Raw genomic sequence first — 20741 nt, 5'->3', positions numbered from 1 at the left:
GAAAAACATAGGCTAAGGGTGACGTAATGCCCTTAGCGAGGGGTGGGAACCAGCAGCGACAAGGTCAGCGACAGAGGTTTTTGGGTCGCCACCAGTGACCAGTGCTTCACCGACGAGCACTGCATCCGCGCCTGATCTTACGTATTCGACCACATCGTGTGGTCCGCGCACTCCAGACTCTGCAACAGTCACAATCGACGAAGGGATCGATGGCGCGACAGCGGCAAAAGTACCGCGGTCCACCTCAAGTGTTTTCAGATCACGCGAATTAACACCAATCAGTTGCGCACCAGCGTCGGCGGCGCGGCGCACTTCTTCAATGGTGTGCACCTCTACAAGCGCGGTCATCCCCAAAGAATGAACACGTTCGATGAGCGACTCAAGAACCGTTTGTTCCAGAGCGGCCACGATCAACAGGACAAGGTCAGCACCCCAGGCCCGTGCTTCCCACACCTGGTAGGGAGTAACAATAAAGTCCTTTCGGAGCACTGGGACATCAACAGCTGCCCGGACCGCCTTGAGGTCCTCGAGACTTCCGTGGAATCGGCGCTCTTCGGTCAGGACCGAGATCACCGATGCGCCCCCTCGCTCATACTCAACTGCTAACGCCGCTGGATCGGTGATGGGGGCGAGGGCACCCTTAGAAGGACTTGACCTTTTCACCTCAGCTATGACAGCAACTGCTTCAGGGTTGCTGAGCCTGCCAAGACACTCGCGCGCGGAGGGCTGGCGCAAGGCCTTGTCTTTGAGGTCGTCCAGTGACGTGCGTGCTTGGCGCACTGCGAGGTCCTCACGCACCCCGGCGATGATGTCGTCAAGTACGGTCATGTGCACTTTCCTTCCGCGAACGCGCCTTTCGTGAACACACGTGTCATGAAGTTGGTGTGTTCGTGGCTTGTATGGTCCATGGTAGGCATAAACCTCCTGTGGTTTTGACCACGGCCTGAACGTGAGACGCCGCCTTCCTCGGGGAAAGCGGCGTCTTGTGTGATCGTCGGTCAGCTACTGCTGACGACGAGCTGAGTGTGGCTGACCTTTGCCCGACAGAGCAAGCACTACGCCACCGACCACACCTACTACCATCACGATGACTCCGATCACGATTCCAACCATGGAGTTCATCGTCAGAGAAACACCAGAGATCAACGCCCCGAGGATTCCGAGGATGGTGAGGAACCATGCGGCGGGTGTGTGTCCGTGGTTCTTGGGGGGAGTGTTGCTGGGCAATTCCATTCCGTCTGGGTGAAGGATGGAACTGGTGTATTCGATGTCTTTAACAGCCATAGCGGGCCTTTCGATCCGTGAAAGTGGGGAGGTCTCGCTTAACTGTAGGACTTAGGGCCGTGGTCACGCTAGTTTATGTTTCCTTACGCGGTGAATTGTGACGCGTTTGTTCATCCCAGGCATCCGTGTGGTCGTATTGTTCTGACGATTCACGTTCTGGTGTTGCCTTCGGGGTAACATATCGCTTCCCCCCGCTCCCCCACTGTGATGCCGACGCACACACGGTGACTGCTGTGGCAGCCAGAACAAAGAGCAGCCCAACACTCACGATGTGGAAGGCTGTACTGTGTGGCGCTTCAACGGCGTTGTGAACTCCGGATGTCGCTGAATAAGCTCGAGTCATTGCTTCACCGAGGGCCTGAGGCGTCATGAGTAGTGCTGTTGCTGTTACTGTCGCAGCTACCCCAAGGACACTCGCTACCATGCGGGCCGTGAGAACCGTTGCCACACTGAGATACAAACCCGCGGCAATGGAAGCAAGCGCCACTGCTGAGAGCCATGGGTAGATGTCCTGTCCGGTGACAGAGATGGTCATATTGCTGCCGAGCGACGTCCGTATCGGAGTTGCATACCACTCCAGGTTCGACACGATAAGAAGTGTTGATGCAGTCAGTGCCGTGAGAGCCACGGCGACACCGCGACGTATGCGCGTCTTGGCCGGTTTCTTGTTCCTACTCATGAGCTTAATGGGACGAGTTGTGAGGCACGTTGAATGGCTGTGATCACTGCTTGAGCTTTGTTTCGCGTTTCCCAAAATTCCAACTCCTCTTCGGAGTCTGCAACAATCCCGCCGCCCGCCTGCACATATGCGCGGTTTTGCGCTAAGTACGCAGTGCGAATAGCAATCGCCATATCCATGTTTCCATCGAACGAAAAATACCCCACTGTTCCCCCGTAAATCCCTCGAGAAACAGCTTCGAACTCATGGATCAACTCAATCGCTCGGTTTTTTGGGGCACCCGACAAAGTTCCCGCTGGGAAGGTCGCGGTGAACACATCTAACGCCCCCCTCCCCTCTTTGAGCTTGCCGACAACAGTGGAACACATATGCATAATGTGACTGAACCGTTTGATATGCATGAACTCTGCAACCTCGATGGTTCCCGGTTCGCACACCTTCACTAAATCATTGCGTGACAAATCAACCAACATGATGTGTTCGGCGACTTCTTTGGGGTCTTCCTGCACGTTCTTAGCGTTAAGCTGATCCTCTTCGCGCGTCGCCCCTCGAGGACGGGACCCAGCAATAGGGTACGTCGTCACGGAACCATCGTGGAGACGCACCAGAGTTTCCGGGCTAGACCCAACAATCGCGAACGGCTGCCCATGATCGTCTTCCAGTTCAAACACATACATGTACGGGCTCGGATTCACCGTTCGTAACACCCGATACACATCCAACGGACTCGCCGTGCACTCGAGGTCAAAACGCTGCGACAACACAATCTGGAACACGTCACCGTCTCGGATCGCTTCTTTACCACGAGCGATCATCGTGGAATAGTCCGACCGACTCGTCCGGAAGTTAATGTCCGGGACATCCAACGACCCGTCATGCACACGCGGAACATCCTGCGCCCCGGCGCTGAGGCCCGCAACAAGATCCCGCTCCATCGCATTAAGACGAGACACCGCATCACGGTAGGCATCCTGGACGCGATCAGGAGTGTTGTTGTAATTAATCGCATTCGCGATCAACCACAACGACCCGTCAGTGTGATCAATCGCCGCCAAATCTGACGTGAGGAGAAGAGTCATGTCAGGCACGTGCAGTTCCCTGACCTGCGCCCGTTCAATGGTTGGTTCCCATTGGCGGATAATGTCCCAGCCCATTGCCCCCACAAAACCCCCAGTAAACGGGGGCAATCCAGCGATGTGTGGACTGTGCAGTTCTGCTAACGCAGTGCGCAACGTGTCAAGTGGCCGGCCCGACGTCGGCACACCTGCGGGAACGTCACCCACCCAATGGGTCTCATCGTCGCGCATCGTCAATGTGGCCCGCGAACGCACGCCCACAAACGAGTACCGAGACCATGTCCCATCAATCTCAGCTGACTCCATGAGAAACGTTCCGCGCCGACCCTGCGCAAGAACGCGGTACAACGCAACCGGCGTCAGATCATCCGCCAGCACGCGACGCACAACAGGGATGACGCGCCGGTCAAGAGCAAGGTCCTCGAACGTCTCCGCGGACGGCCACGTTGTTCCCCATGTCAGTTTGTCCAAGGATTCAGTCTCGGTCGTTGACGGCATCAGTTAGTCCTCATGCTTGGCGGTTGATGTCAATGCTCAAGATACCTGGTTCTCCCCCACCACAGCACCCAAGTCTCCTCCTGTGAGGAAACAGGTCCTTTCCCCGGTGTGGCAGGCACTTCCCACCTGATCAACTTCGACAAGGAGGGCATCACCATCACAGTCAATCGCCACTGACTTGACCACCTGGATATGACCCGAAGTATCCCCCTTACGCCAGTACTCCTGCCGAGAGCGTGAAAAGAACGTCACCCTCCCCTCAGTGAGGGTGCGCCGCAAAGCTTCGTCATCCATCCACCCCAGCATGAGGACCTCGCGGGTGTCGACTTGTTGGATGATCGCTGCGACAAGCCCAGCGGAATCACGTTTCAGTCGTGCAGCAATGGTGGGGTCAAGTGTGGTTGGTGGAGAAGTCATGATGATGTCCTTGGTGACGTTGGTCGTGCGGTTGCAGTTGTAGTTTGGCTGATCCAGGCGTTGTACATGTCTGTGTACCGGCCTCCGGCCTGGAAAAGCTCTGTGTGTGTTCCTTGCTCAACCACTTTTCCATGGTCCATCACGATGATGGCGTCACTGACTGCTGCAGTGGAGAGACGGTGTGCAATGGTGATGGTTGTTTTCTCTTGCATGAGTTTTTCCAGAGCGCGCGCAATCATGACCTCCGTGGCTGGATCAACGGCCGAGGTCACTTCATCCATGACAATTAGCTCTGCTCGAGACAAGTAAGCACGAGCGAGTGCAACGAGTTGCCGCTCCCCCGCTGACAGGCGTTCCCCGCGTTGCCCAACGGACGTATTCAGGCCCTGCGGTAGCGTGTCAACCCAGGTCTGTAGTCCTAACTCGCTCACGGCGCGAGCAATGTGCGCTTCTTGCTCTGCTGGGGTGATCGTCGGGTAGCGCACAGTTAATCCATACCCAATGTTCTGTGCGAGTGTTGCGTGAAAGAGGAAACCTTCTTGGGGAATCAGCAAAATCGCAGCACGCAAGTCCTCATTTGAGTAGTCGCGTAAGTCGATACCATCGAAGGTGATGTGCCCATGAGTGGGGTCAGAAAATCGTGTGATGAGTTTAGCTAGGGTCGTCTTTCCTGACCCAGTTTCCCCCACGATGGCGTAGCGTGTCCCCGCTGGGATGGTCAGTGACACATCATGGAGGACTTGAGGGCCGCCAGGATAGTGGTATCCCACTGCATGAAGTGCGAGTGTTGCTCCTCCTTGGTAGGAGCGTTGACCTCGTGTACTCACTGGGCTCGTCACGTCGGCGTCTGTATCGAGAACTGCCAGGACACGGCGCCATCCTGCCACAGCGTTTTGTAATTCATTGAGAACTTCGGTGGCTAGTTGAACGGGTCCAGTGAACAATTGCGTGAGGAACAAGAAAGCCACCAATTGGCCGGAGCTGATGTTCCCCGCCACACCCAGATAGGCGCCGGCAACGATCACAACAACAAGGACGATGTTCGCCGCAAACACTCCAGCGGAGAAGGCTAGTGCCACACGTGTCATGGCTTGCACACCTGATTGTCGATGCGCTTCAATACGGTCCATGAGACGGTCACGGAACGTTGCCCCTACCCCGTTGGAATAGATAGTTGCTGACCCGACAACGGTTTCAGACACAGTCCCGAGAAGTTCTCCCATGCGCTGCCGTACCGCGGTAAAACTCCTGTTCACTCGTTGTTGCGCTGGTCGCAGGATGAGCATGAACGGAATGAAGGTGATCCACACCAGCAGGGTGAGCTGCCAGGAGTAGACAAGCATCACGGTCGTGGCGGCAGCGATTTGCAACAACGAGGTCAAGAGCATAAGCCCACCCCACTGCACAAACATCGAGATCGTATCAACGTCTGAGGTCACCCGAGACACCAGTGCGCCGCGGCGCTCGGTGTTTTGGGTGAGGATGGACAGTTGGTGGATGTGATCAAAAGCTTCACGCCTCAGGCGGGCCAGCGCTCGTTCAGCGTTCGACACGAGTTTCATGTTCACGATCATGGTGGCACCAGCAGCCACAATGATGGCGATCACCGCGATCGTGAGGATACCGGTGAGCTGCGACACCACCGCAGTTGATTCAGTTGTTGCGTCGACTGCTTGCTGAATCGCGATCGGTACCGCAACTTTCCCACCGGCTGCCGCAAGAGCGAGCAGGAGGGTCCACCATAATCCATCAACGAGTTCCGGGGTTGTTGCCACGCCCCGTCGTACAGTCGCCCACACCCCTAATTGGGATGTTTGTGCGATATTACTGGAGGTCGTCTTCATTCTGTCCCCTCCTGTTGTCTGCGCTCTGCGTCATTGTCATACGCCATGACAAGATCCCGGTAGTCCTCGGAGGATTCCATCAGGTGCTTGTGGTCCCCTTGAGCCACTATCCGCCCCTGGGACAAGACCGCGAGATGGTCGGCAAGTTGAGCAGACGCAGACCGGTAGGCCACCATCACCACAGTTGCGCGGGATTTCGCTTTGACTGTGCGGAGGATTGCCTGCTCAACCTGGGGGTCAAGCGCAGAGGTCGCGTCATCAAGAATGAGCACGCTGGGCTGAGTAATCAGGGCTCGGGCAAGCGCGATCCGTTGGCGCTGCCCGCCAGATAGAGATGAACCGCGTTCACCAAGATGAGTGTCCAACTGTCGAGGCATTGACCGAACATGATCTGCAATGTGCGCATCTTCGAGCGCCTGCCACACCTGATCATCGGAGTACATCTCGTTATTCAACGTCACGTTGTGACGGACTGTGTCATCAAAAATAAACGGTGATTGAGAGACGAACGCGACATGTCGCGTGATGGCATCATGGGTTAGTTCTGCCACCGGAAAGCCCCCCAACCGGACCTCACCCTCACTGGGGTCTGCAAGCCGCGCGCACAGTGACACCAGTGTGGTCTTGCCAGCTCCGGTGCGCCCCATAAGAACTGTCAGCGAGCCGGCTGGAATCGTCAGACTCACCTCATCCAACACCCTCTGCTCGCCTTGTTCCTCCCGGTATACAACAGACACGTCACGAACCGATACCTCCAGTGGCTCGTGCGCATCCCAGTCAGGGCTAACGTGACCTGGGGGCATGGGATTGGGAGTGTCAACTACCTCAGCTACACGCTGATATCCCACTACCGAGCGGGGTAACTCCGCGAGCACCCAGCCAAACGATCGCACAGGTACCGACAGCAACGACATGAGATACGTCGCGGTGACCACATCACCTGCCGTGATGTCCTGAGTGGCAAGACGCTGGACACCAACAAGAAGCACGAGCAATGAACCAAGATGTGGCAGCGCATCGATAATCGGATCAAATACTGCACGCAACGCCCCGACCCGGGTGTTCGCCGTCAACAGTCGCGTTGTGTCTTCACGGAAACGCGCCGACTCAACCTGAGCAGTCCCCATCGCCTTGACCAGTGTTGCTGCCTCAAAACTCTCGTGCGCCGTTTCTGACACATCAGCGCGCAATTGTTGCGCGGTGGTGACGGCCGGTGACATTTTGCGTTGAAACAGGATGTTCGCAATCATCATGACCGGGATGATCGCCAACGCAGCCAAGGCTATAGCGGGGTCAATGAGCACCAGCATGACCGTGGAGGTCAGCAACATGACCACAACACCTAAGGCGAACGGTAATGGGTTGAACACGCTTGTTGCCGCCTCAGCGTCAGAGGACGCATGAGACAAGATCTTCCCCGGTGACGTCGCGCGGTGCCACGCCGGAGGAAGATCAACAAGACGATCAGCAAGGTGAACACGGTGACGCGCCTGGAGGGCGTAGGTTCCCTGAGCCGCAAATATACGTCGCGCGGCAATGGACAAGGTTAAGGCAACAATGACTACGGTGAGAACCGCGGCTCCTTGCCACACCTGGACGACCGGGGTGTCTGACTCAATGATCGGCATGACATAGGTGTTGGTGATCCACCCGATGACCCGGGAAATTGCCACAGTAAGTAAGCCGAACAGCGCTGACGCAGTAATCGCACGAGCATAAATGCGCGGTTCTGCGCTAATTCCGCGAACCATGAGGGCAAGGCCTGTCCTACCTGGCCGCTGCGGCAAAGAATATCGTGTTGACGTCATCATTGACCAGCGCTTCAGCGCCGCACCTCAATTCCATGGTCTGCCATGTGATCCTTCACATCGTTGACAGTGAGCTTGCCAAAGTGAAACACACTCGCGGCCAGAACAGCATCCGCACCATGCTGCGCGATCTCAGTGAAATCACCCGGCTCGTGAGCACCGCCCGACGCAATCAACGGGATCCCCACCTCACGACGCACCGCGGTGAACATCTCTACGTCAAAGCCCTGGTACGTGCCATCAGCATCCATCGAATTCAACAAAATCTCACCAGCGCCACGCTCCGCACCCTCAATGGCCCACTGAACAGCATCAATCCCCGTCCCCCGACGCCCGCCATGGGTCGTCACCTCATACCCTGATTCAGTTCGTGTATCCCCCTGAACTCTGCGCGCATCAACTGACAGCACGAGCACCTGACTACCAAAACGATCAGCAATAGCCGTGATCAACGTTGGATCAGCAATCGCCGCAGTATTGACAGCAACCTTGTCCGCTCCAGCACGCAACAACTTATCGACATCATCAGGAGTGCGCACTCCCCCACCAACCGTCAGCGGAATAAACACCTCCTCCGCTGTTCGGCGGACCACATCGTACGTGGTTTCCCGGTTCCCTGAGGACGCGGTGACATCAAGGAACGTCAACTCGTCGGCGCCCTGCTGGCCATATCGACAAGCCAGCTCTACCGGATCCCCCGCATCACGAAGATTCTCAAAATTGACCCCTTTAACGACGCGACCTGCATCAACGTCAAGGCAGGGAATGACACGCACAGCCAGAGACATGCTGCTCCTTGGTTATTCACGAATATCTGATGCTGCGAGCACATCAATGACGTACACGAGCGTTTCCTTAGCCAACGCGTGGCCCTCCACCGCACCAAAACCTAACGTCGGCGGCACAACAACCAACAACTGTGACCCCACCGGCACACCCACGAGTGTGTCATCGAGCCCTTCAATGACTTCATCTGCACCCACAGTCACGGTGACAGGAGTCTTCCCATCTCCCCACGTCGAATCAAACACATCACCGGTAGACCACGCAACACCATGCACTTGGAGAACTACCTGCGCATTCGCCTGAACCTGCTTGCGGCGTCCAGTGCGTAGTTGCTGCACATTCAATTCCTGCGGTGCTTTCACCTTCTTCGGGATCTCCACTTGTGGAGCACCATTGTCGGCATAAGTGACATGAGGTAAACCATCTTCAGGCTCCCGTTGTTCCCCTGTAGCTGTCGCCGAGACAATATCCACCACAGTGATCAACGTGCGATCCTGAGACTGAGAAACAAGTTGCACACGGGATCCGGTCGGTTTGCCCACAATAGCTTCCACAAGTTGCCCACCAATAGCCTCCTCCGTGACAAGATAGGCGGCTGGAACTGAGACATGGTCGTCACGCACAACCTCACCATTACTGGCATCCTCCGCATACATCCGCAACAAAATGGGTTCACCCGCGTCGACCGGTTCACCTTCGCCTTCCCACACCACAGTGGTGGTCGGCTCACTGTACGGATAGGGTTTTTCGTACGTCAACGACGGAGTCTCATCCGCTGTCCCACTCACCGTTATGGTGTCGTCAACAGTCACAGTTTCCGTGGGTTCTGCCTCTGTGTCAGCGCCGCACCCAGTGCCCACAAGCAGAACGACTCCCGCCACCACCATCGCCAACACACCAGTGGCCCATTGATTCTCGCGCATGACTCACTATCGTAACCATCAACCCTGGTGGGAAGGTGAGTGTGTCACCGTTGTCACGTCGCTTGTGTCCTCATGGAATCAATGAGTTGATCAACACGGTCATCCACGTGGGCAAACGGGTCCTTACACAACACCGTGCGCTGCGCCTGATCATTGAGCTTTAAGTGGACCCAATCCACCGTGTAGTCCTTCTTCTGTTCCTGGGCTGCCGTGACAAACCGCCCACGCAAGTGCGCTCGAGTCGTCTCCGGAGCAACCTGTGATGCGCGCTCCACCTCCGCATCACTCACCACCCGATTCATCATGGAACGCGACACCAGACGATGTCCAAGACCAGTAGCTGGAGAAATATCGTGGTAAGCAAGATCAAGGCGCGCCAGCCTCGGGTCATCAAGAGCACAGCCCAGTCGGTCCTGCGTCCGGTCAAGGAGCCGTTTCTTGATCGCCCAATCAATATCTCGGTCGATCAAACTGTGGTCCTGCGTCTCTACCGCACGTAACGCTCGTTCCCACAACTCAAACACCGCTTCGTCAGTGGGGCTCAACGGCCCCAGCGATTCCACATAGGTGCGGACTTTCTCCACATACATTTCTTGAAGTTGCCATGCCGTCACAGTCTTTCCTGAGCTCAGCGTCACCGTGGCACGCCCCGTGATGTCGTGGGAGATTTCACGGATCGCACGCATAGCGTTATCCAACGCAAGATCCCGCATCGGAACGCCGGCCTCAATGAGTCGCAACACCATGTCCGTTGCACCCACCTTCAGGAAGGTTGTGGGCTCCGCAATATTGGAGTCTCCCACAATGACGTGGAGCCGCCGGTAAAACTCGGCATCCGCATGGGGTTCATCACGGGTATTAATGATGGGGCGTGAGCGTGTTGTTGCGCTGGACACCGCTTCCCACATATGGTCCGCACGCTGGGAAAAACAGTACCGAGGGCCTTGGGGGGTGGACATGATTTTGCCAGCGCCCACAACAACCTGCCGGGTGATCAGAAATGGAATGAGAATATCAGCGAGCCGGGTAAAGTCACCCTGCCTACGCACCAAATAGTTCTCGTGGCACCCATAGGAATTCCCGGCAGAATCAGTATTATTTTTCAGCAGGTGAATAGTCCCGGTGTACCCCTCTTGAGCCAGGCGGCGTTGCGCATCGTCAATAAGATCAACCAGAATCAGTTCTCCGCCGCGATCATGGGCAATCAGTTGCTCAACTGAGTCACATTCAGCAGTTGCGTACTCGGGATGTGAACCAACATCCAAGTAAAGTCGAGAACCATTACGAAGAAAAACATTCGAGGACCGTCCCCACGCCACAACCTTTTTAAAGAGTTGACGGGCCACCTCGTCAGCAGACAATGTCACATCGTCTGTCGGGTGCGCGTAAGTGATACCGTACTCAGTTTCGAGTCCAAAAATGCGGCGGGTCACGAGCGCGTTCCTTGAGTTGATGGGACGAAATCGGTGACAGTCAACCGGCGAAACGTTCGCCGGGGGCGGGAACGGTCCAGCAGAGCAGCCTCATACGTGGGGGCCGGTGTCACCATTGTGTGTTCTGCGTCTTTTTGGGGCGGCTGACTCAGCGCTTGAGTGATCGCTGTCAGTGTGTCAGCAAGCGACATCGTCGGTTCCCAAGAGGAGCGAAAAACAGCATCAATGGTGTCTTGATCTCCACCAATGACCACGCAACCATGCTCTTGCGCCACCGACCCGTCATAGCTGAGATGGTAAATCTCGTCCCTCGAAGCGTCATGCCCCAGTTCAGCAACCACAACCTCAACCTCCATAGGTTTTGATTCGGTCGTAAACGCGGTCCCTAACGTTTGCGCGTAAGCGTGGGCGAGTGCACGCGCTGTGACATCACTGCGGTCATAAGAATAACCACGCAAGTCGGCGTACCTGATCCCCGCGACACGCAACGCCTCGAACTCGTTGTATTTCCCCACCGCTGCAAAACCGATGCGGTCATAGATCTCTGAGATCTTGTGCAACGCCTGCGAGTGATTTTCGGTGGCAAAAACGATTCCCTCAGTGCACGTAGCCACGATAACAGCACGACCCCGGGCAATACCTTTACGTGCATAGTCGGCACGATCAGCCATCAATTGTTCAGGCGAAATATAAAACGGCATGCTCATGACTGGTCACTCTCAGGGATGATAGTCGCGGAACCTTGCGAAGGAAGGCGGTTTCCTGGCCCATCACGACCAGGTTCAAGGACCCGCACATGTTGGTGATCCTGCGAGCGCTGGTGTGCGATGGTGTCGTTTGCGTGGGCGAGGTCTGCTTCGGAGACGTATCGGAATCCTTTGTGGTCGATGACTGCGATGATTGGCCAGATGCGTCTGATGATGTCGGGGCCTGCGGTGGCGGTGTCGTCGTCGGCTGCGTCCCAGAGCGCTTCGAGTGCGATGGTGATGGCGCGTGTTGCGTCGAGTTGTGGTTTCCAGAGTTTTTTCAGTGCGCTGCGTGCGAAGACGGAGCCTGATCCTGCGCAGGTGAAGTTTGGTTCTTCGTAGCGTCCGCCGGTGACGTCGTAGGCGAAGAGTCTGCCTTGGTGGCGTGTGCTGTCCCATCCGGCGAAGATGGGGACGATGGGTAGCCCTTGTAGGGCGAGGTGGAGGTGGGATCTGAGCATGGTGGAGAGGCGGTTGGCTTTGCCGTCGAGTGAGAGTGGGGTGCCTTCGATTTTTTCGTAGTGTTCGAGTTCTAGTTGGAAGAGGCGGACGAGTTCGATGGCGAGTCCGGCTGTTCCTGCTATGGCGATTGCGGAGTGTTCGTCGGCGGCGAAGACTTTTTCGATTTCGCGGTGGGCGATTGTTGTTCCCATGGTGGCGCGTCGGTCGCCGGCGATGATGATTCCGTTGTGGTATTCGAGGGCGACGATTGTTGTTCCGTGGGGTGCGATGTCTTGTGGGATGGTGTCGAAGGTCGGTTGTGTGCCGGGCATGATTGTTGGTGCGTGTTGTGCGGCGAAGTCGAGGAAGGATGATCCTGGTGCGAGGTATCCGTCGGGGAATCCTCGGCTTCCTGTGATCGTCATTGTCCGCCCTTTTGCACGAATCCGCGGACGAAGGATTCTGCGTTGATTTCGAGGACGTCGTCGATGTCGTCGAGGAGGTCGTCGACGTCTTGGGTGGATGGTGCTGTGGTGTTGGTTGTTGGGGGTGTGGGGGTGTCGGACGCGTCGTCGTCGGGGGTGTTGTGGTGGGAGTGGTGGTATTCACGAGCGGCCATGATGCCTCCTTGGGCGAGTGGTTCGTGCAGTCAATCTAATCGTATGTTGGGGTGTTTCGTCTGGTCGCGTGGGGTGGTTCTTGGTGTTTCACCCGGTTGTGTTGGGGGGTGGTGTTCCCATGAGTGCGTGGACGAATTCTGTGGGGTCGGGGTGTTGGGTGAATAGTGTTCCGACGTGTGTTTGTGTTCCGCGCCATGGGTCGGTCATGGGGATGCGGTGCAGGGTGGGTGAGGAGGGGAGGTCGAAGATGACTGAGTCCCAGCTTGCTCCGGTAACGACGTGGGGGTAGCGGTCCATGACTTCGCCGCGGAAGTAGGCTCTGGTGTCGGTGGGTGGGTGTCCGATTGCGTGGGTGATGTCGTCGTCGGTGACGAGTGTGTCGATGTGTCCTTTGCGTTGGAGGGTTCGGCACAGTCCGCGTTCGGGTCGGACGTCTGACCATTGGATGTCCATCATGGCGAGTTTGGGGTGGTCCCAGGTGAGGTTGTGTCGTTCGCGCATGGCGTTGAGGAGGCGGTATTTGGCGACCCATTCGATGGTTCGTTGGCAGGTGAGTGGGTCGTGTGTTAGTTGGGTGAGTGTGTGGTCCCAGGCGGTGAGGATTTCTGCTGTGTCGGTGTCGATGTCATTGGTGTGGCGGGTGAGGGCAGTGGTGACGATGTTGAGGTAGCGGCGTTGTATCTCGATTGCGGTGAGTTGGTTGCCGTTGGTGAGGGTGAGTGGGGTTGTGCAGGTGAGGTCTCGTGATACTTGGTGGACGGTGTCGACGGGGTTGGCCAGGGTGAGGGCTGCGAGTTCGTTGTGGAGGTCTTGGTGGTTGTCGAGGTGTTCGAGGACCCACAGGATGAGTGATGTTGTTCCGAGTTTGAGCCAGGTGGGGTGGTGCATGACGTTGGCGTCTCCGATGATGACGTGGAGGCGGCGCCACCGTGAGCGGTCTGCGTGTGGTTCGTCTCGGGTGTTGATGATGGGGCGGCGCAGTGTTGTTTCCAGGCCGATTTCTGCTTCTATGAAGTCGGCTCGTTGGGAGATTTGGAATCCTGGTTGTTGTCCTGTGGTTCCCAGTCCGACTCGTCCTTGGCCGGTGTAGATCTGTCGGGTGACGAAGTGTGAGGTGAGGAAGGTTGCGAGGTCGGTAAATGGTACTTCTCGTTTGACGAGGTAGTTTTCGTGGGTGCCGTAGCTTGCGCCTTTGCCGTCTGTGTTGTTTTTGTACAGTTGGAGGTCGATTCCCATGGATTGGTGGAGGTGGTGTGCGGCGGACCTCATGATGTGTTCTCCGGCGGCGTCCCAGATAACAGCGTCGCGTGGGTTGCTGACTTCTGGTGAGGAGTATTCGGGGTGTGCGTGGTCGACGTAGAGTCGTGCCCCGTTGGTGAGGATGGCGTTTGCGGCGGAGGGGTCGTCGTAGGTTTCGGTGGTGGGGCGGGCTAAGGGTTGGGCGTGGACCCCGTGGTCGTCGCCGGAGGGGGCGGGGGTTGTGGGGTCGTCGGTGAGGAGTGAGGGGTGTGCTGAGGCGCGTTGGAGGCGGAATCCGCGTGCGTCGGCGAGGGGGTCTTCATCGATGTAGTCCCAGCGGGCGTGCTGGCGTGCTTGGGTTGATACGGCGCGGTAGGCTGTGACGATTTGTGAGGACATGAGCATGGGGTTGGCTCGCGGGTTGCCTTGTTGGGTGATTCCGTATTCGGTTTCGATGCCCATGATTCTGCGTACTGTCACGTGTGTCGCCTCGTTGTGGTGTGGGTGGGTCGTTGGTGTTTACAAGTAGGGGCCTGTGTTGTGTGGGGTCTCGATTGCTTTTGCTGGGGTGGGGTTTTTCCCTTCGCCTTTGCGTTGCACAATGGTGCGGATAAAGACGATGCGTTCTCCTTTTTTCCCGGAGATCCGCGCCCAGTCGTCTGGGTTGGTGGTGTTGGGGAGGTCTTCGTTTTCTTGGAATTCGTCGTCGCAGGCGGCGAGGAGGTGTTCGACCTGTAGTCCTCGTGTTCCGTGTGACAGGTACCCTTTGATTGCGGCTTTTTTGGCGCGGTCAACGATGTTTTGGATCATTGCACCGGAGCTGAAGTCTTTGAAGTACAGGGTTTCTTTGTCGCCTGATGCGTAGGTGACTTCGAGAAATTGGTTGTCCGGTGTGGTCGCGTACATGTGTTCGACGACGCGTTGCCCCATGGCGGTGACAGCGTCTTGTGCGTTCCCACCGTGTTCTGCCAGATCCACGGGGTGGATGGGGAGGTCGGGGGTGAGGTATTTGGAGAAGATGTCGAGAGCAGCTTCCGCGTCTGGTCTTTCAATTTTTATTTTTACGTCGAGTCGGCCAGGGCGCAGGATCGCGGGGTCAATCATGTCTTCACGGTTTGATGCACCGATGACGATGACGTTGTCGAGTCGTTCGACACCATCGATTTCTGCCAAGAGTTGAGGGACGATCGTTGTTTCTACGTCAGAGGATAGGCCGGTTCCGCGCGTGCGGAACAGTGATTCCATTTCGTCGAAGAACACAACAACGGGGTGTCCTTGGGCTGCTTTGTCGCGGGCGCGGGTGAAGATCAGCCGGATTTGGCGTTCGGTTTCTCCGACGTATTTGTTGAGGAGTTCTGGACCTTTGATGTTGAGGAAGTAGCCGCGTGTGTCGTCAGTAGGGGTGTTGTTTCCTTGTCCAACTGTTTGGGCTAGTGAGTGGGCGACGGCTTTGGCGATGAGTGTTTTTCCGCATCCTGGTGGCCCGTAGAGGAGGATTCCTTTGGGGGCTTTCAGGCCGTGTTCACGGTAAAGGTCTGGGTGGAGGAAGGGAAGTTCAACGGCGTCTTTAATCGTGTCGATTTGCCGGGAAAGACCTCCGATATCTTCGTAGGCCACACGTGGGACTTCTTCAAGGACGAGTTCTTCCACTTCGGACTTGTCGATCTTTTCGAGAGCGTAACCGGCCTTCAGGTCGACCAGGACGCTATCTCCGGTTCGGATCGTGGGACCGTCACGTCCGATCAGAGACCCCGCCAAGTTGACGACACGTTCATCGTCACCGCGTCCGACAACCATGGCGCGGTGTGTTCCGATCAGTTCTTTGACGGTGACTAACTCCCCTGTGTGGTCATAGGTCATTGTTTCAACGATTGCCATTGCTTCGTTGAGGCGTACTTGTTGCCCTGGGCGGGCTGTGGACACCATGGCGGCGGGCAGTGAGGTGAGCCGCATTTTCCGTCCTTGCACCATCACGTCAGCGGTGCCGTCGGAGTATGAGCGAATAAACGTGGCGTAGGTGCTGGGGGGTTGAGCGAGATCATCGATTTGTTGCTGGAGCCCCACGATTTTACTGCGCGCTTCGACAAGGATTTGCGCGAGTCGCTCATTTTGCGCTGACAACGAGGCGACTCGCCGCGCGAGTTCTTCAGGGTCATTGTGGGTTTCGGTCATGGTTCTCTCACTCCCCTGTTGGTTGCCACTCACCTCACCTGGAGGAACATTGTGTCTTCTAACCTAGCTGTTCTGGGCCGGTGGTGCTGGAGGTGTCTGCGATTCCTTCGATGACGCAAGGAGGTTTTTGTTCTCGTGCAGGTCGCGTTGCACTCGTCGGAGTTTCTTGGCAGACGGTTCACGCTCGTCGAGTTCGGCAGCGTCCCAGTTCTCAGTGCCGTCGTAGGCACCTTTCGCCGGCCGACGCTTACGCAGTAGTGGCGTAGTTCCCTGCGCCAACCGCCGGGCGGTGATGAGGAAACCGGTGTGTCCCACCATGCGGTGTTGCGGGCGTACGGCTAAGCCTTCAAGATGCCACTGGCGCACCATCGACTCCCACGCCTCGGGTTCAGTAAAGCGGCCATCATCGCGCAAGTCCTCAGCGACACGCGACAGCTGAGTCACCGTCGCCACATAGCAAATCAGTACACCACCTGGCACCAGTGCGGTAGCCACAGCGTCAATGTTTTCCCACGGTGCCAACATGTCAAGGACTACCCGGTCAACAGAACCTGGCTCCCAGTACTGAGGAAGCACATCGGCAAGATCCCCAACGGACAGCGTCCACGCAGGGTGTGGTCCTCCGAAAAAAACCTCCACATTGTCGCGGGCGATCGCTGCGAAATCGTCACGGCGCTCAATCGAATGCACCTGTCCACCATCACCGACCGCGCGCAGGAGCGACATTGTCAACGCACCAGAACCCACACCGGCCTCAACAACGCGGGCTCCGGGGAAAATATCGGCCATACCAACGATCTGGGCAGCGTCTTTCGGGTAAACCACTGCGGCACCGCGAGGCATCGACAACACATGGTCAGACAACAACGGCCGCATCAGTTGGTATTGAACCCCAGAGGTCGTTTCAAAGACACTACCGTCAGGCAAACCAATAATGTCATTGTGGTTGAAGTATCCCCGATGCGTGTGAAACTGGGAGCCAGGAGTCAACGTGATGGTGTGAAGCCGCCCTTTATAGTCGGTGAGTTGCACACGATCTCCGGGGCGAAATGGTCCTCTGCGCCGGTCAGCGCCCGTAGGGTGAGTCATAAAGTGTCCGTGTTGTCCTTGCCTTAGCCCTCATCAATGTCAGTGGACAGTCTACGTGGTCCGGTGCTCACAGCGGCGAGGAGGTCGGCTCCCAAGACCGCGGACACCAACACACCATCAGTGCGCATCATAAGAACAGGCCGCTGCTGATCACCGCCCCACAACAACGACGCGACCACCACCATGTCAGCGGTACCAGCGATCACCGAACCTGGCGTCAGCGGAACCATCACCATGGACAGTGGTGTTGAGGACACTACCTCACCAGGGACACGCAGAAGCGTGGCCCGATCTGTCCACGTCACCGGCTCACCGTCGTGAACAAGTATGGCGGTGGGGTGTTGGTGGGACGCAGCCACCGCATCGCTAGTCGTCGCTTGCCTGGGTAACACAACCACGGGGCGGGCGACCTGCTGAAGTGAGAGACGCTCCAAAGCCTCAAGACGACGCGCATTACGCATCCCATTACGGGCACCAACCAGCAACAACGGTGCGACAACTGCGGCCCACACAACAAGGATGACTGTTCCAGCTGACGGGAAAATAACAACCATCCCCACCATGATGAGGAACACAATCACAGCAAGCACAGTTGTCGTGTAGGCCGTCAAGCGGGTAGCAGTAGAACGAGTCTTCGTCACCGCCCACACCAGACCAGTCAGTGTATGACCGCCATCAAGTGGATAGGCGGGAAGCATGTTGAACAACCCGAGAAGCACGTTGAGGTAAGCCACCGTGTCACCAAGCGCATACAGAGGTGTTGCAGGGTTGGTACTCCAGGTCAAAGCAGTCACTAGCGCAGCAAGCAAAAGATTCATGGCAGGGCCAGCAAGTGAGGTGAGGATATGTGGTCCAGGGCGCACAAATGGGGTGGTGAAGTGGGCGTGCCCGCCAAGAATAGTCAGTTCGATGCGGGAAGTGGTGATCCCGAAAAGACGCGCGGTCACGACATGGGCGACTTCGTGCGCAAGAACGGACCCAGCCAGCGCGAGAGCGAGGGCAGCGCTGAGCACAAGCGCTGCAGCAGTGGGGGTTCTGGTGGCGAAGAAGGGGTAGTACATGGCGGCGATGATTGTGATGGTGATCGCCGCATTGGGGTGGATGATGAGGTCAGTGTGACCAAAAGTAGCCATACGGTAGGTGCGGGGTGTGCTCACAGTGTTTAGGGTAGGCCGTTAGGCTGGGGGCATGTTAGATGTCAGTGGCGTGTTGAGTGGTGGGCGGGCGTTGTCACCGTCCCGTGCGTTGGATTTTCGGCAGTGTCCATTGTTGTTTCGGTTGCGCACAATTGATCGGTTGCCGGAACGCGAGAGTGTTGCTGCGGTGCGGGGCACGGTGGTGCACTCGGTGTTGGAACGGTTGTTTGATGTGGCCCCGGACGAACGGGACGTGGGGTTTGCCACGTCACTTGTTGATGGGGTTGTCCAGGAGTTAGTGGAGTCACGTCCAGCGGTGAAAGCAGAGTTCGATGTAGCCACCATAGAAGGGGTTGTGACAGATGCGCGAGCATTGGTCGCCCGGTATTTCGAGTTAGAAAACCCTCAAATGCTCCATCCTGCTGCCCGAGAGGTGACGTTGTCATCGTACGTGGGTAGGCGTTCAGTCACTGGCGTCGTGGACCGTGTCGATGTGGCCCCTGATGGGGCGATCCGGTTGGTTGACTATAAATCTGGTCGAGCCCCAGCACCGCAGTACAGTGGAAACGCCGCATTTCAGATGCGGTTTTATGCGTTGTTGGTGGCGCGCGTGAAAGGGCGCCTACCGGCGATGTTGCGGTTGGTGTATCTCGGGGACGGCAAAATCATGGAGTCGGCGCCAACCAATGGTGATGTGTCATGGGTCGAGGCCTCCATCGCGCGGGTATGGGATGGTATTGAACGCGCAATTGACACAGATGGGTTTGTCCCCCGCCGCTCAAAATTGTGCGGGTGGTGTTCATTTCAGCAGGTGTGTCCAGCATTTGGCGGCTCGGTCGGCCCCGTGGATCGCGAGCGCGCCAGCCAGGTGTGGTTGGGGGTGCCTGGTGAATTATCCAGGAGTGAAGAAGTCGATGGTTGCGCCGTGCATGACAACGTCGAGAACTGATGGTGTGAGTTGGTCAAGTTCTTGGATGCGCGACAGGTGGGGGCGCGGTTGGACGGGGATGATCGCTTGAATGGCGATGGTGCGTGCTCCAGCGGCCATTGCTGAGGTGATTCCCGTCGGGGAATCTTCAATCGCGATGCACTCAGTGACGTCGACTCCCAGGGTGCGAGCTGCCATGACGTAGGGGTCTGGGTGCGGTTTGCCTTGAGGAACCATGTCCCCCGTGATCACGGCGTCAAATGTTCCGTGTGGCGCGGAGTCAACAAAGGTTTGGGCAATTGGTGTGTGGGACATGGTGACCAGTGCGCACGGGATGCGCTGGTGACGAACCCAGGCGAGAGTCTCGGCCGCGTGGTCGCGCCAGGGGACATGCCGGGAGATGCGAGTGGACACGGTGGTGATGAGGAAGTTGACGATCTTGTCGACCTCAAGGTCCACCCCATGATGCTGAAGGACTTTCGCCGCGTCGTGGAGGTCGTAGCCCACGAGGTTGAGGGCGTCATCCATCGTCCACACTCCCCCGTGTTGTGCAACGAGGTCGAACTCTGCTTGTTGCCAGTAGGGTTCAGAGTCGATGAGGGTACCGTCCATGTCCCACAAAATAGCTTGAGGTGTGCGCACGTGAGCTCTCCTTAGTTGTCGCGGATGCCAACCCAGATTATCGCGCACTAGGGTAGAGACATGGAACGCGATGAAGGTCACCTGGATGCGTCACGTGGTGACGAGGAGGACGCAGTGTGGGCGCTGAGCCATGACACGGTGCTCATTGCCGCGTTTTCTGGGTGGAATGATGCCGGAGGCGCTGCAACCGGTGCCACTGAACACATTGCCGAGGTGTTTGGGTGTGATGTTGTTGCTGACATTGACCCTGATGAGTTTGTCGATTTTCAAGTCAACCGGCCGGTGGTAGATGGTGTTGGTGTCGACCGGCGGCTGGTGTGGCCTGGGACCCAAATTTCCATGGCTTATTCGTGGAATAGTCAGCGGCGTATTGTTGTCGCTCACGGTGTCGAGCCGTCATTTCGGTGGCGTTCGTTTACCGCAGAGTTGTTGACGGTGGCAGAATCTTTCGGTGTTAAAACCATTATTGTGGTCGGTGCACTGTTGGGGGACACGCCTCATTCCCGTCCGATTCCGGTGCAGGTCAGTACTAGTGATGCTGGGGTGCAAGAATTTTTGGGAACCGGGGATTCAGAGTATGAAGGGCCAACGGGGATTGTGGGAGTCATCTCGCAGATCGCTCCCGATGCGGGGTTTACCGTGCTCAGTGTGTGGGGGGCGGTCCCACACTATGTGCCGTCCTCTCCCTCACCCAAAGCAACGGCTGCGTTGGTGTCAAAGATTGAAGAACTCCTTGGTGAACCCATCACCCGCTACGACCTCGATGATGAGGCCAAAGCGTGGGAAGACGGCGTTAGTGAGCTTGCTGAATCTGACCCACAGATCGCTCAGTATGTGCGTGAGTTGGAAGAAGTGCGAGATGCTACGCAATTACCCAACGCCTCTGGGGAGGCAATCGCACGAGAATTTGAGCAGTATTTGCGGCGGCGAGGGCAGTCCCCCGCAGATTAAACTCGTGGGTGTTCACGCCATGCGTTGCC

The 20741-nt window shown here is 57.1% G+C and carries 20 protein-coding genes; 2 read left to right on the top strand and 18 right to left on the bottom strand.

Annotation, left to right across the window (positions count from 1 at the left end; translation table 11 throughout):
- Positions 1 to 12: 12 nt before the first annotated feature.
- The 17 genes from trpC to JDEN_RS06045 all read right to left on the bottom strand — a co-directional run bounded on the left by trpC (position 13) and on the right by JDEN_RS06045 (position 18212).
- Positions 13 to 828, bottom strand: a complete 816-nt coding sequence (gene trpC, locus JDEN_RS06125) for an indole-3-glycerol phosphate synthase TrpC (protein ID WP_015771499.1) — start codon at positions 826 to 828, stop codon at positions 13 to 15.
- 174 nt (positions 829 to 1002) lie between these two features.
- Positions 1003 to 1284: an HGxxPAAW family protein gene (locus JDEN_RS06120; protein ID WP_015771498.1), complete on the bottom strand. Its 282-nt coding sequence runs from the start codon at positions 1282 to 1284 to the stop codon at positions 1003 to 1005.
- 73 nt (positions 1285 to 1357) lie between these two features.
- The gene (locus JDEN_RS06115; protein WP_015771497.1) at positions 1358 to 1963 is read right to left on the bottom strand and encodes a Trp biosynthesis-associated membrane protein; all 606 of its coding nucleotides are present in this window, start codon (positions 1961 to 1963) and stop codon (positions 1358 to 1360) included.
- On the bottom strand, positions 1960 to 3537 hold the full coding sequence (locus JDEN_RS06110) for an anthranilate synthase component I (RefSeq protein WP_015771496.1): 1578 nt from the start codon (positions 3535 to 3537) through the stop codon (positions 1960 to 1962). The genes JDEN_RS06115 and JDEN_RS06110 overlap by 4 nt, the downstream gene beginning before the upstream one ends.
- A gap of 36 nt (positions 3538 to 3573) precedes the next feature.
- The gene (gene hisI, locus JDEN_RS06105; RefSeq protein WP_015771495.1) at positions 3574 to 3954 is read right to left on the bottom strand and encodes a phosphoribosyl-AMP cyclohydrolase; all 381 of its coding nucleotides are present in this window, start codon (positions 3952 to 3954) and stop codon (positions 3574 to 3576) included.
- Complete coding sequence (locus JDEN_RS06100; protein WP_015771494.1) at positions 3951 to 5798, bottom strand: ABC transporter ATP-binding protein; 1848 nt, start codon at positions 5796 to 5798, stop codon at positions 3951 to 3953. Before JDEN_RS06100 ends, hisI begins: the two co-directional genes overlap by 4 nt.
- On the bottom strand, positions 5795 to 7609 hold the full coding sequence (locus tag JDEN_RS06095; RefSeq protein ID WP_226926590.1) for an ABC transporter ATP-binding protein: 1815 nt from the start codon (positions 7607 to 7609) through the stop codon (positions 5795 to 5797). Before JDEN_RS06095 ends, JDEN_RS06100 begins: the two co-directional genes overlap by 4 nt.
- A gap of 11 nt (positions 7610 to 7620) precedes the next feature.
- Positions 7621 to 8394: an imidazole glycerol phosphate synthase subunit HisF gene (gene hisF / locus JDEN_RS06090; RefSeq protein WP_015771492.1), complete on the bottom strand. Its 774-nt coding sequence runs from the start codon at positions 8392 to 8394 to the stop codon at positions 7621 to 7623.
- A 12-nt stretch (positions 8395 to 8406) separates the two neighbouring features.
- Positions 8407 to 9315, bottom strand: a complete 909-nt coding sequence (locus tag JDEN_RS06085; protein ID WP_015771491.1) for an FKBP-type peptidyl-prolyl cis-trans isomerase — start codon at positions 9313 to 9315, stop codon at positions 8407 to 8409.
- Positions 9316 to 9368: 53 nt separating this feature from the next.
- The gene (gene pafA, locus JDEN_RS06080) at positions 9369 to 10748 is read right to left on the bottom strand and encodes a Pup--protein ligase (protein WP_015771490.1); all 1380 of its coding nucleotides are present in this window, start codon (positions 10746 to 10748) and stop codon (positions 9369 to 9371) included.
- Complete coding sequence (prcA, locus tag JDEN_RS06075) at positions 10745 to 11455, bottom strand: proteasome subunit alpha (RefSeq protein WP_015771489.1); 711 nt, start codon at positions 11453 to 11455, stop codon at positions 10745 to 10747. The genes pafA and prcA overlap by 4 nt, the downstream gene beginning before the upstream one ends.
- A complete protein-coding gene (prcB, locus tag JDEN_RS06070; protein WP_015771488.1) occupies positions 11452 to 12360 on the bottom strand; it encodes a proteasome subunit beta in 909 nt (302 codons plus the stop codon). Before prcB ends, prcA begins: the two co-directional genes overlap by 4 nt.
- Entirely contained in the window at positions 12357 to 12554 is a 198-nt protein-coding gene (locus tag JDEN_RS06065; RefSeq protein WP_015771487.1) for a ubiquitin-like protein Pup, read from the bottom strand. The genes prcB and JDEN_RS06065 overlap by 4 nt, the downstream gene beginning before the upstream one ends.
- Before the next feature lie 88 nt (positions 12555 to 12642).
- Positions 12643 to 14274 (bottom strand): depupylase/deamidase Dop, encoded by a 1632-nt coding sequence (gene dop, locus JDEN_RS06060; RefSeq protein WP_015771486.1) that lies wholly within the window; start codon positions 14272 to 14274, stop codon positions 12643 to 12645.
- A gap of 39 nt (positions 14275 to 14313) precedes the next feature.
- Positions 14314 to 15966 (bottom strand): proteasome ATPase, encoded by a 1653-nt coding sequence (gene arc, locus JDEN_RS06055; protein ID WP_015771485.1) that lies wholly within the window; start codon positions 15964 to 15966, stop codon positions 14314 to 14316.
- Positions 15967 to 16029: 63 nt separating this feature from the next.
- Entirely contained in the window at positions 16030 to 17055 is a 1026-nt protein-coding gene (locus tag JDEN_RS06050) for a tRNA (adenine-N1)-methyltransferase (protein WP_015771484.1), read from the bottom strand.
- Between the two features lie 23 nt (positions 17056 to 17078).
- Positions 17079 to 18212, bottom strand: coding sequence for a site-2 protease family protein (locus tag JDEN_RS06045; RefSeq protein ID WP_143713259.1), 1134 nt, complete (start codon positions 18210 to 18212; stop codon positions 17079 to 17081).
- 31 nt (positions 18213 to 18243) lie between these two features.
- Between JDEN_RS06045 and JDEN_RS06040 the strand changes: the two genes are divergently transcribed.
- On the top strand, positions 18244 to 19140 hold the full coding sequence (locus tag JDEN_RS06040; protein ID WP_015771482.1) for a RecB family exonuclease: 897 nt from the start codon (positions 18244 to 18246) through the stop codon (positions 19138 to 19140).
- Here JDEN_RS06040 and JDEN_RS06035 read toward each other — a convergent pair.
- Positions 19084 to 19761: an HAD family hydrolase gene (locus JDEN_RS06035; RefSeq protein ID WP_015771481.1), complete on the bottom strand. Its 678-nt coding sequence runs from the start codon at positions 19759 to 19761 to the stop codon at positions 19084 to 19086. The genes JDEN_RS06040 and JDEN_RS06035 overlap by 57 nt on opposite strands.
- Positions 19762 to 19821: 60 nt before the next feature.
- Between JDEN_RS06035 and JDEN_RS06030 the strand changes: the two genes are divergently transcribed.
- Positions 19822 to 20712, top strand: coding sequence for a PAC2 family protein (locus JDEN_RS06030; protein ID WP_015771480.1), 891 nt, complete (start codon positions 19822 to 19824; stop codon positions 20710 to 20712).
- The last annotated feature ends 29 nt before the right edge of the window (positions 20713 to 20741 follow it).

This window comes from Jonesia denitrificans DSM 20603 (assembly GCF_000024065.1).
In the GTDB taxonomy this organism is placed as follows: Bacteria; Actinomycetota; Actinomycetes; order Actinomycetales; family Cellulomonadaceae; genus Jonesia; species Jonesia denitrificans.
Note: the sequence above shows the minus strand (reverse complement) of the source record. Positions and strands in the feature narration are given on the sequence as shown.

Bases quoted from the DNA above. Each gene is read 5' to 3' on its own strand.
- trpC (WP_015771499.1), bottom strand. From the start codon at position 828: ATGACCGTACTTGACGACATCATCGCCGGGGTGCGTGAGGACCTCGCA.
- JDEN_RS06120 (WP_015771498.1), bottom strand. From the start codon at position 1,284: ATGGCTGTTAAAGACATCGAATACACCAGTTCCATCCTTCACCCAGAC.
- JDEN_RS06115 (WP_015771497.1), bottom strand. From the start codon at position 1,963: ATGAGTAGGAACAAGAAACCGGCCAAGACGCGCATACGTCGCGGTGTC.
- JDEN_RS06110 (WP_015771496.1), bottom strand. From the start codon at position 3,537: ATGCCGTCAACGACCGAGACTGAATCCTTGGACAAACTGACATGGGGA.
- hisI (WP_015771495.1), bottom strand. From the start codon at position 3,954: ATGACTTCTCCACCAACCACACTTGACCCCACCATTGCTGCACGACTG.
- JDEN_RS06100 (WP_015771494.1), bottom strand. From the start codon at position 5,798: ATGAAGACGACCTCCAGTAATATCGCACAAACATCCCAATTAGGGGTG.
- JDEN_RS06095 (WP_226926590.1), bottom strand. From the start codon at position 7,609: ATGATGACGTCAACACGATATTCTTTGCCGCAGCGGCCAGGTAGGACA.
- hisF (WP_015771492.1), bottom strand. From the start codon at position 8,394: ATGTCTCTGGCTGTGCGTGTCATTCCCTGCCTTGACGTTGATGCAGGT.
- JDEN_RS06085 (WP_015771491.1), bottom strand. From the start codon at position 9,315: ATGCGCGAGAATCAATGGGCCACTGGTGTGTTGGCGATGGTGGTGGCG.
- prcA (WP_015771489.1), bottom strand. From the start codon at position 11,455: ATGAGCATGCCGTTTTATATTTCGCCTGAACAATTGATGGCTGATCGT.
- prcB (WP_015771488.1), bottom strand. From the start codon at position 12,360: ATGACGATCACAGGAAGCCGAGGATTCCCCGACGGATACCTCGCACCA.
- JDEN_RS06065 (WP_015771487.1), bottom strand. From the start codon at position 12,554: ATGGCCGCTCGTGAATACCACCACTCCCACCACAACACCCCCGACGAC.
- arc (WP_015771485.1), bottom strand. From the start codon at position 15,966: ATGACCGAAACCCACAATGACCCTGAAGAACTCGCGCGGCGAGTCGCC.
- JDEN_RS06050 (WP_015771484.1), bottom strand. From the start codon at position 17,055: ATGACTCACCCTACGGGCGCTGACCGGCGCAGAGGACCATTTCGCCCC.
- JDEN_RS06040 (WP_015771482.1), top strand. From the start codon at position 18,244: ATGTTAGATGTCAGTGGCGTGTTGAGTGGTGGGCGGGCGTTGTCACCG.
- JDEN_RS06030 (WP_015771480.1), top strand. From the start codon at position 19,822: ATGGAACGCGATGAAGGTCACCTGGATGCGTCACGTGGTGACGAGGAG.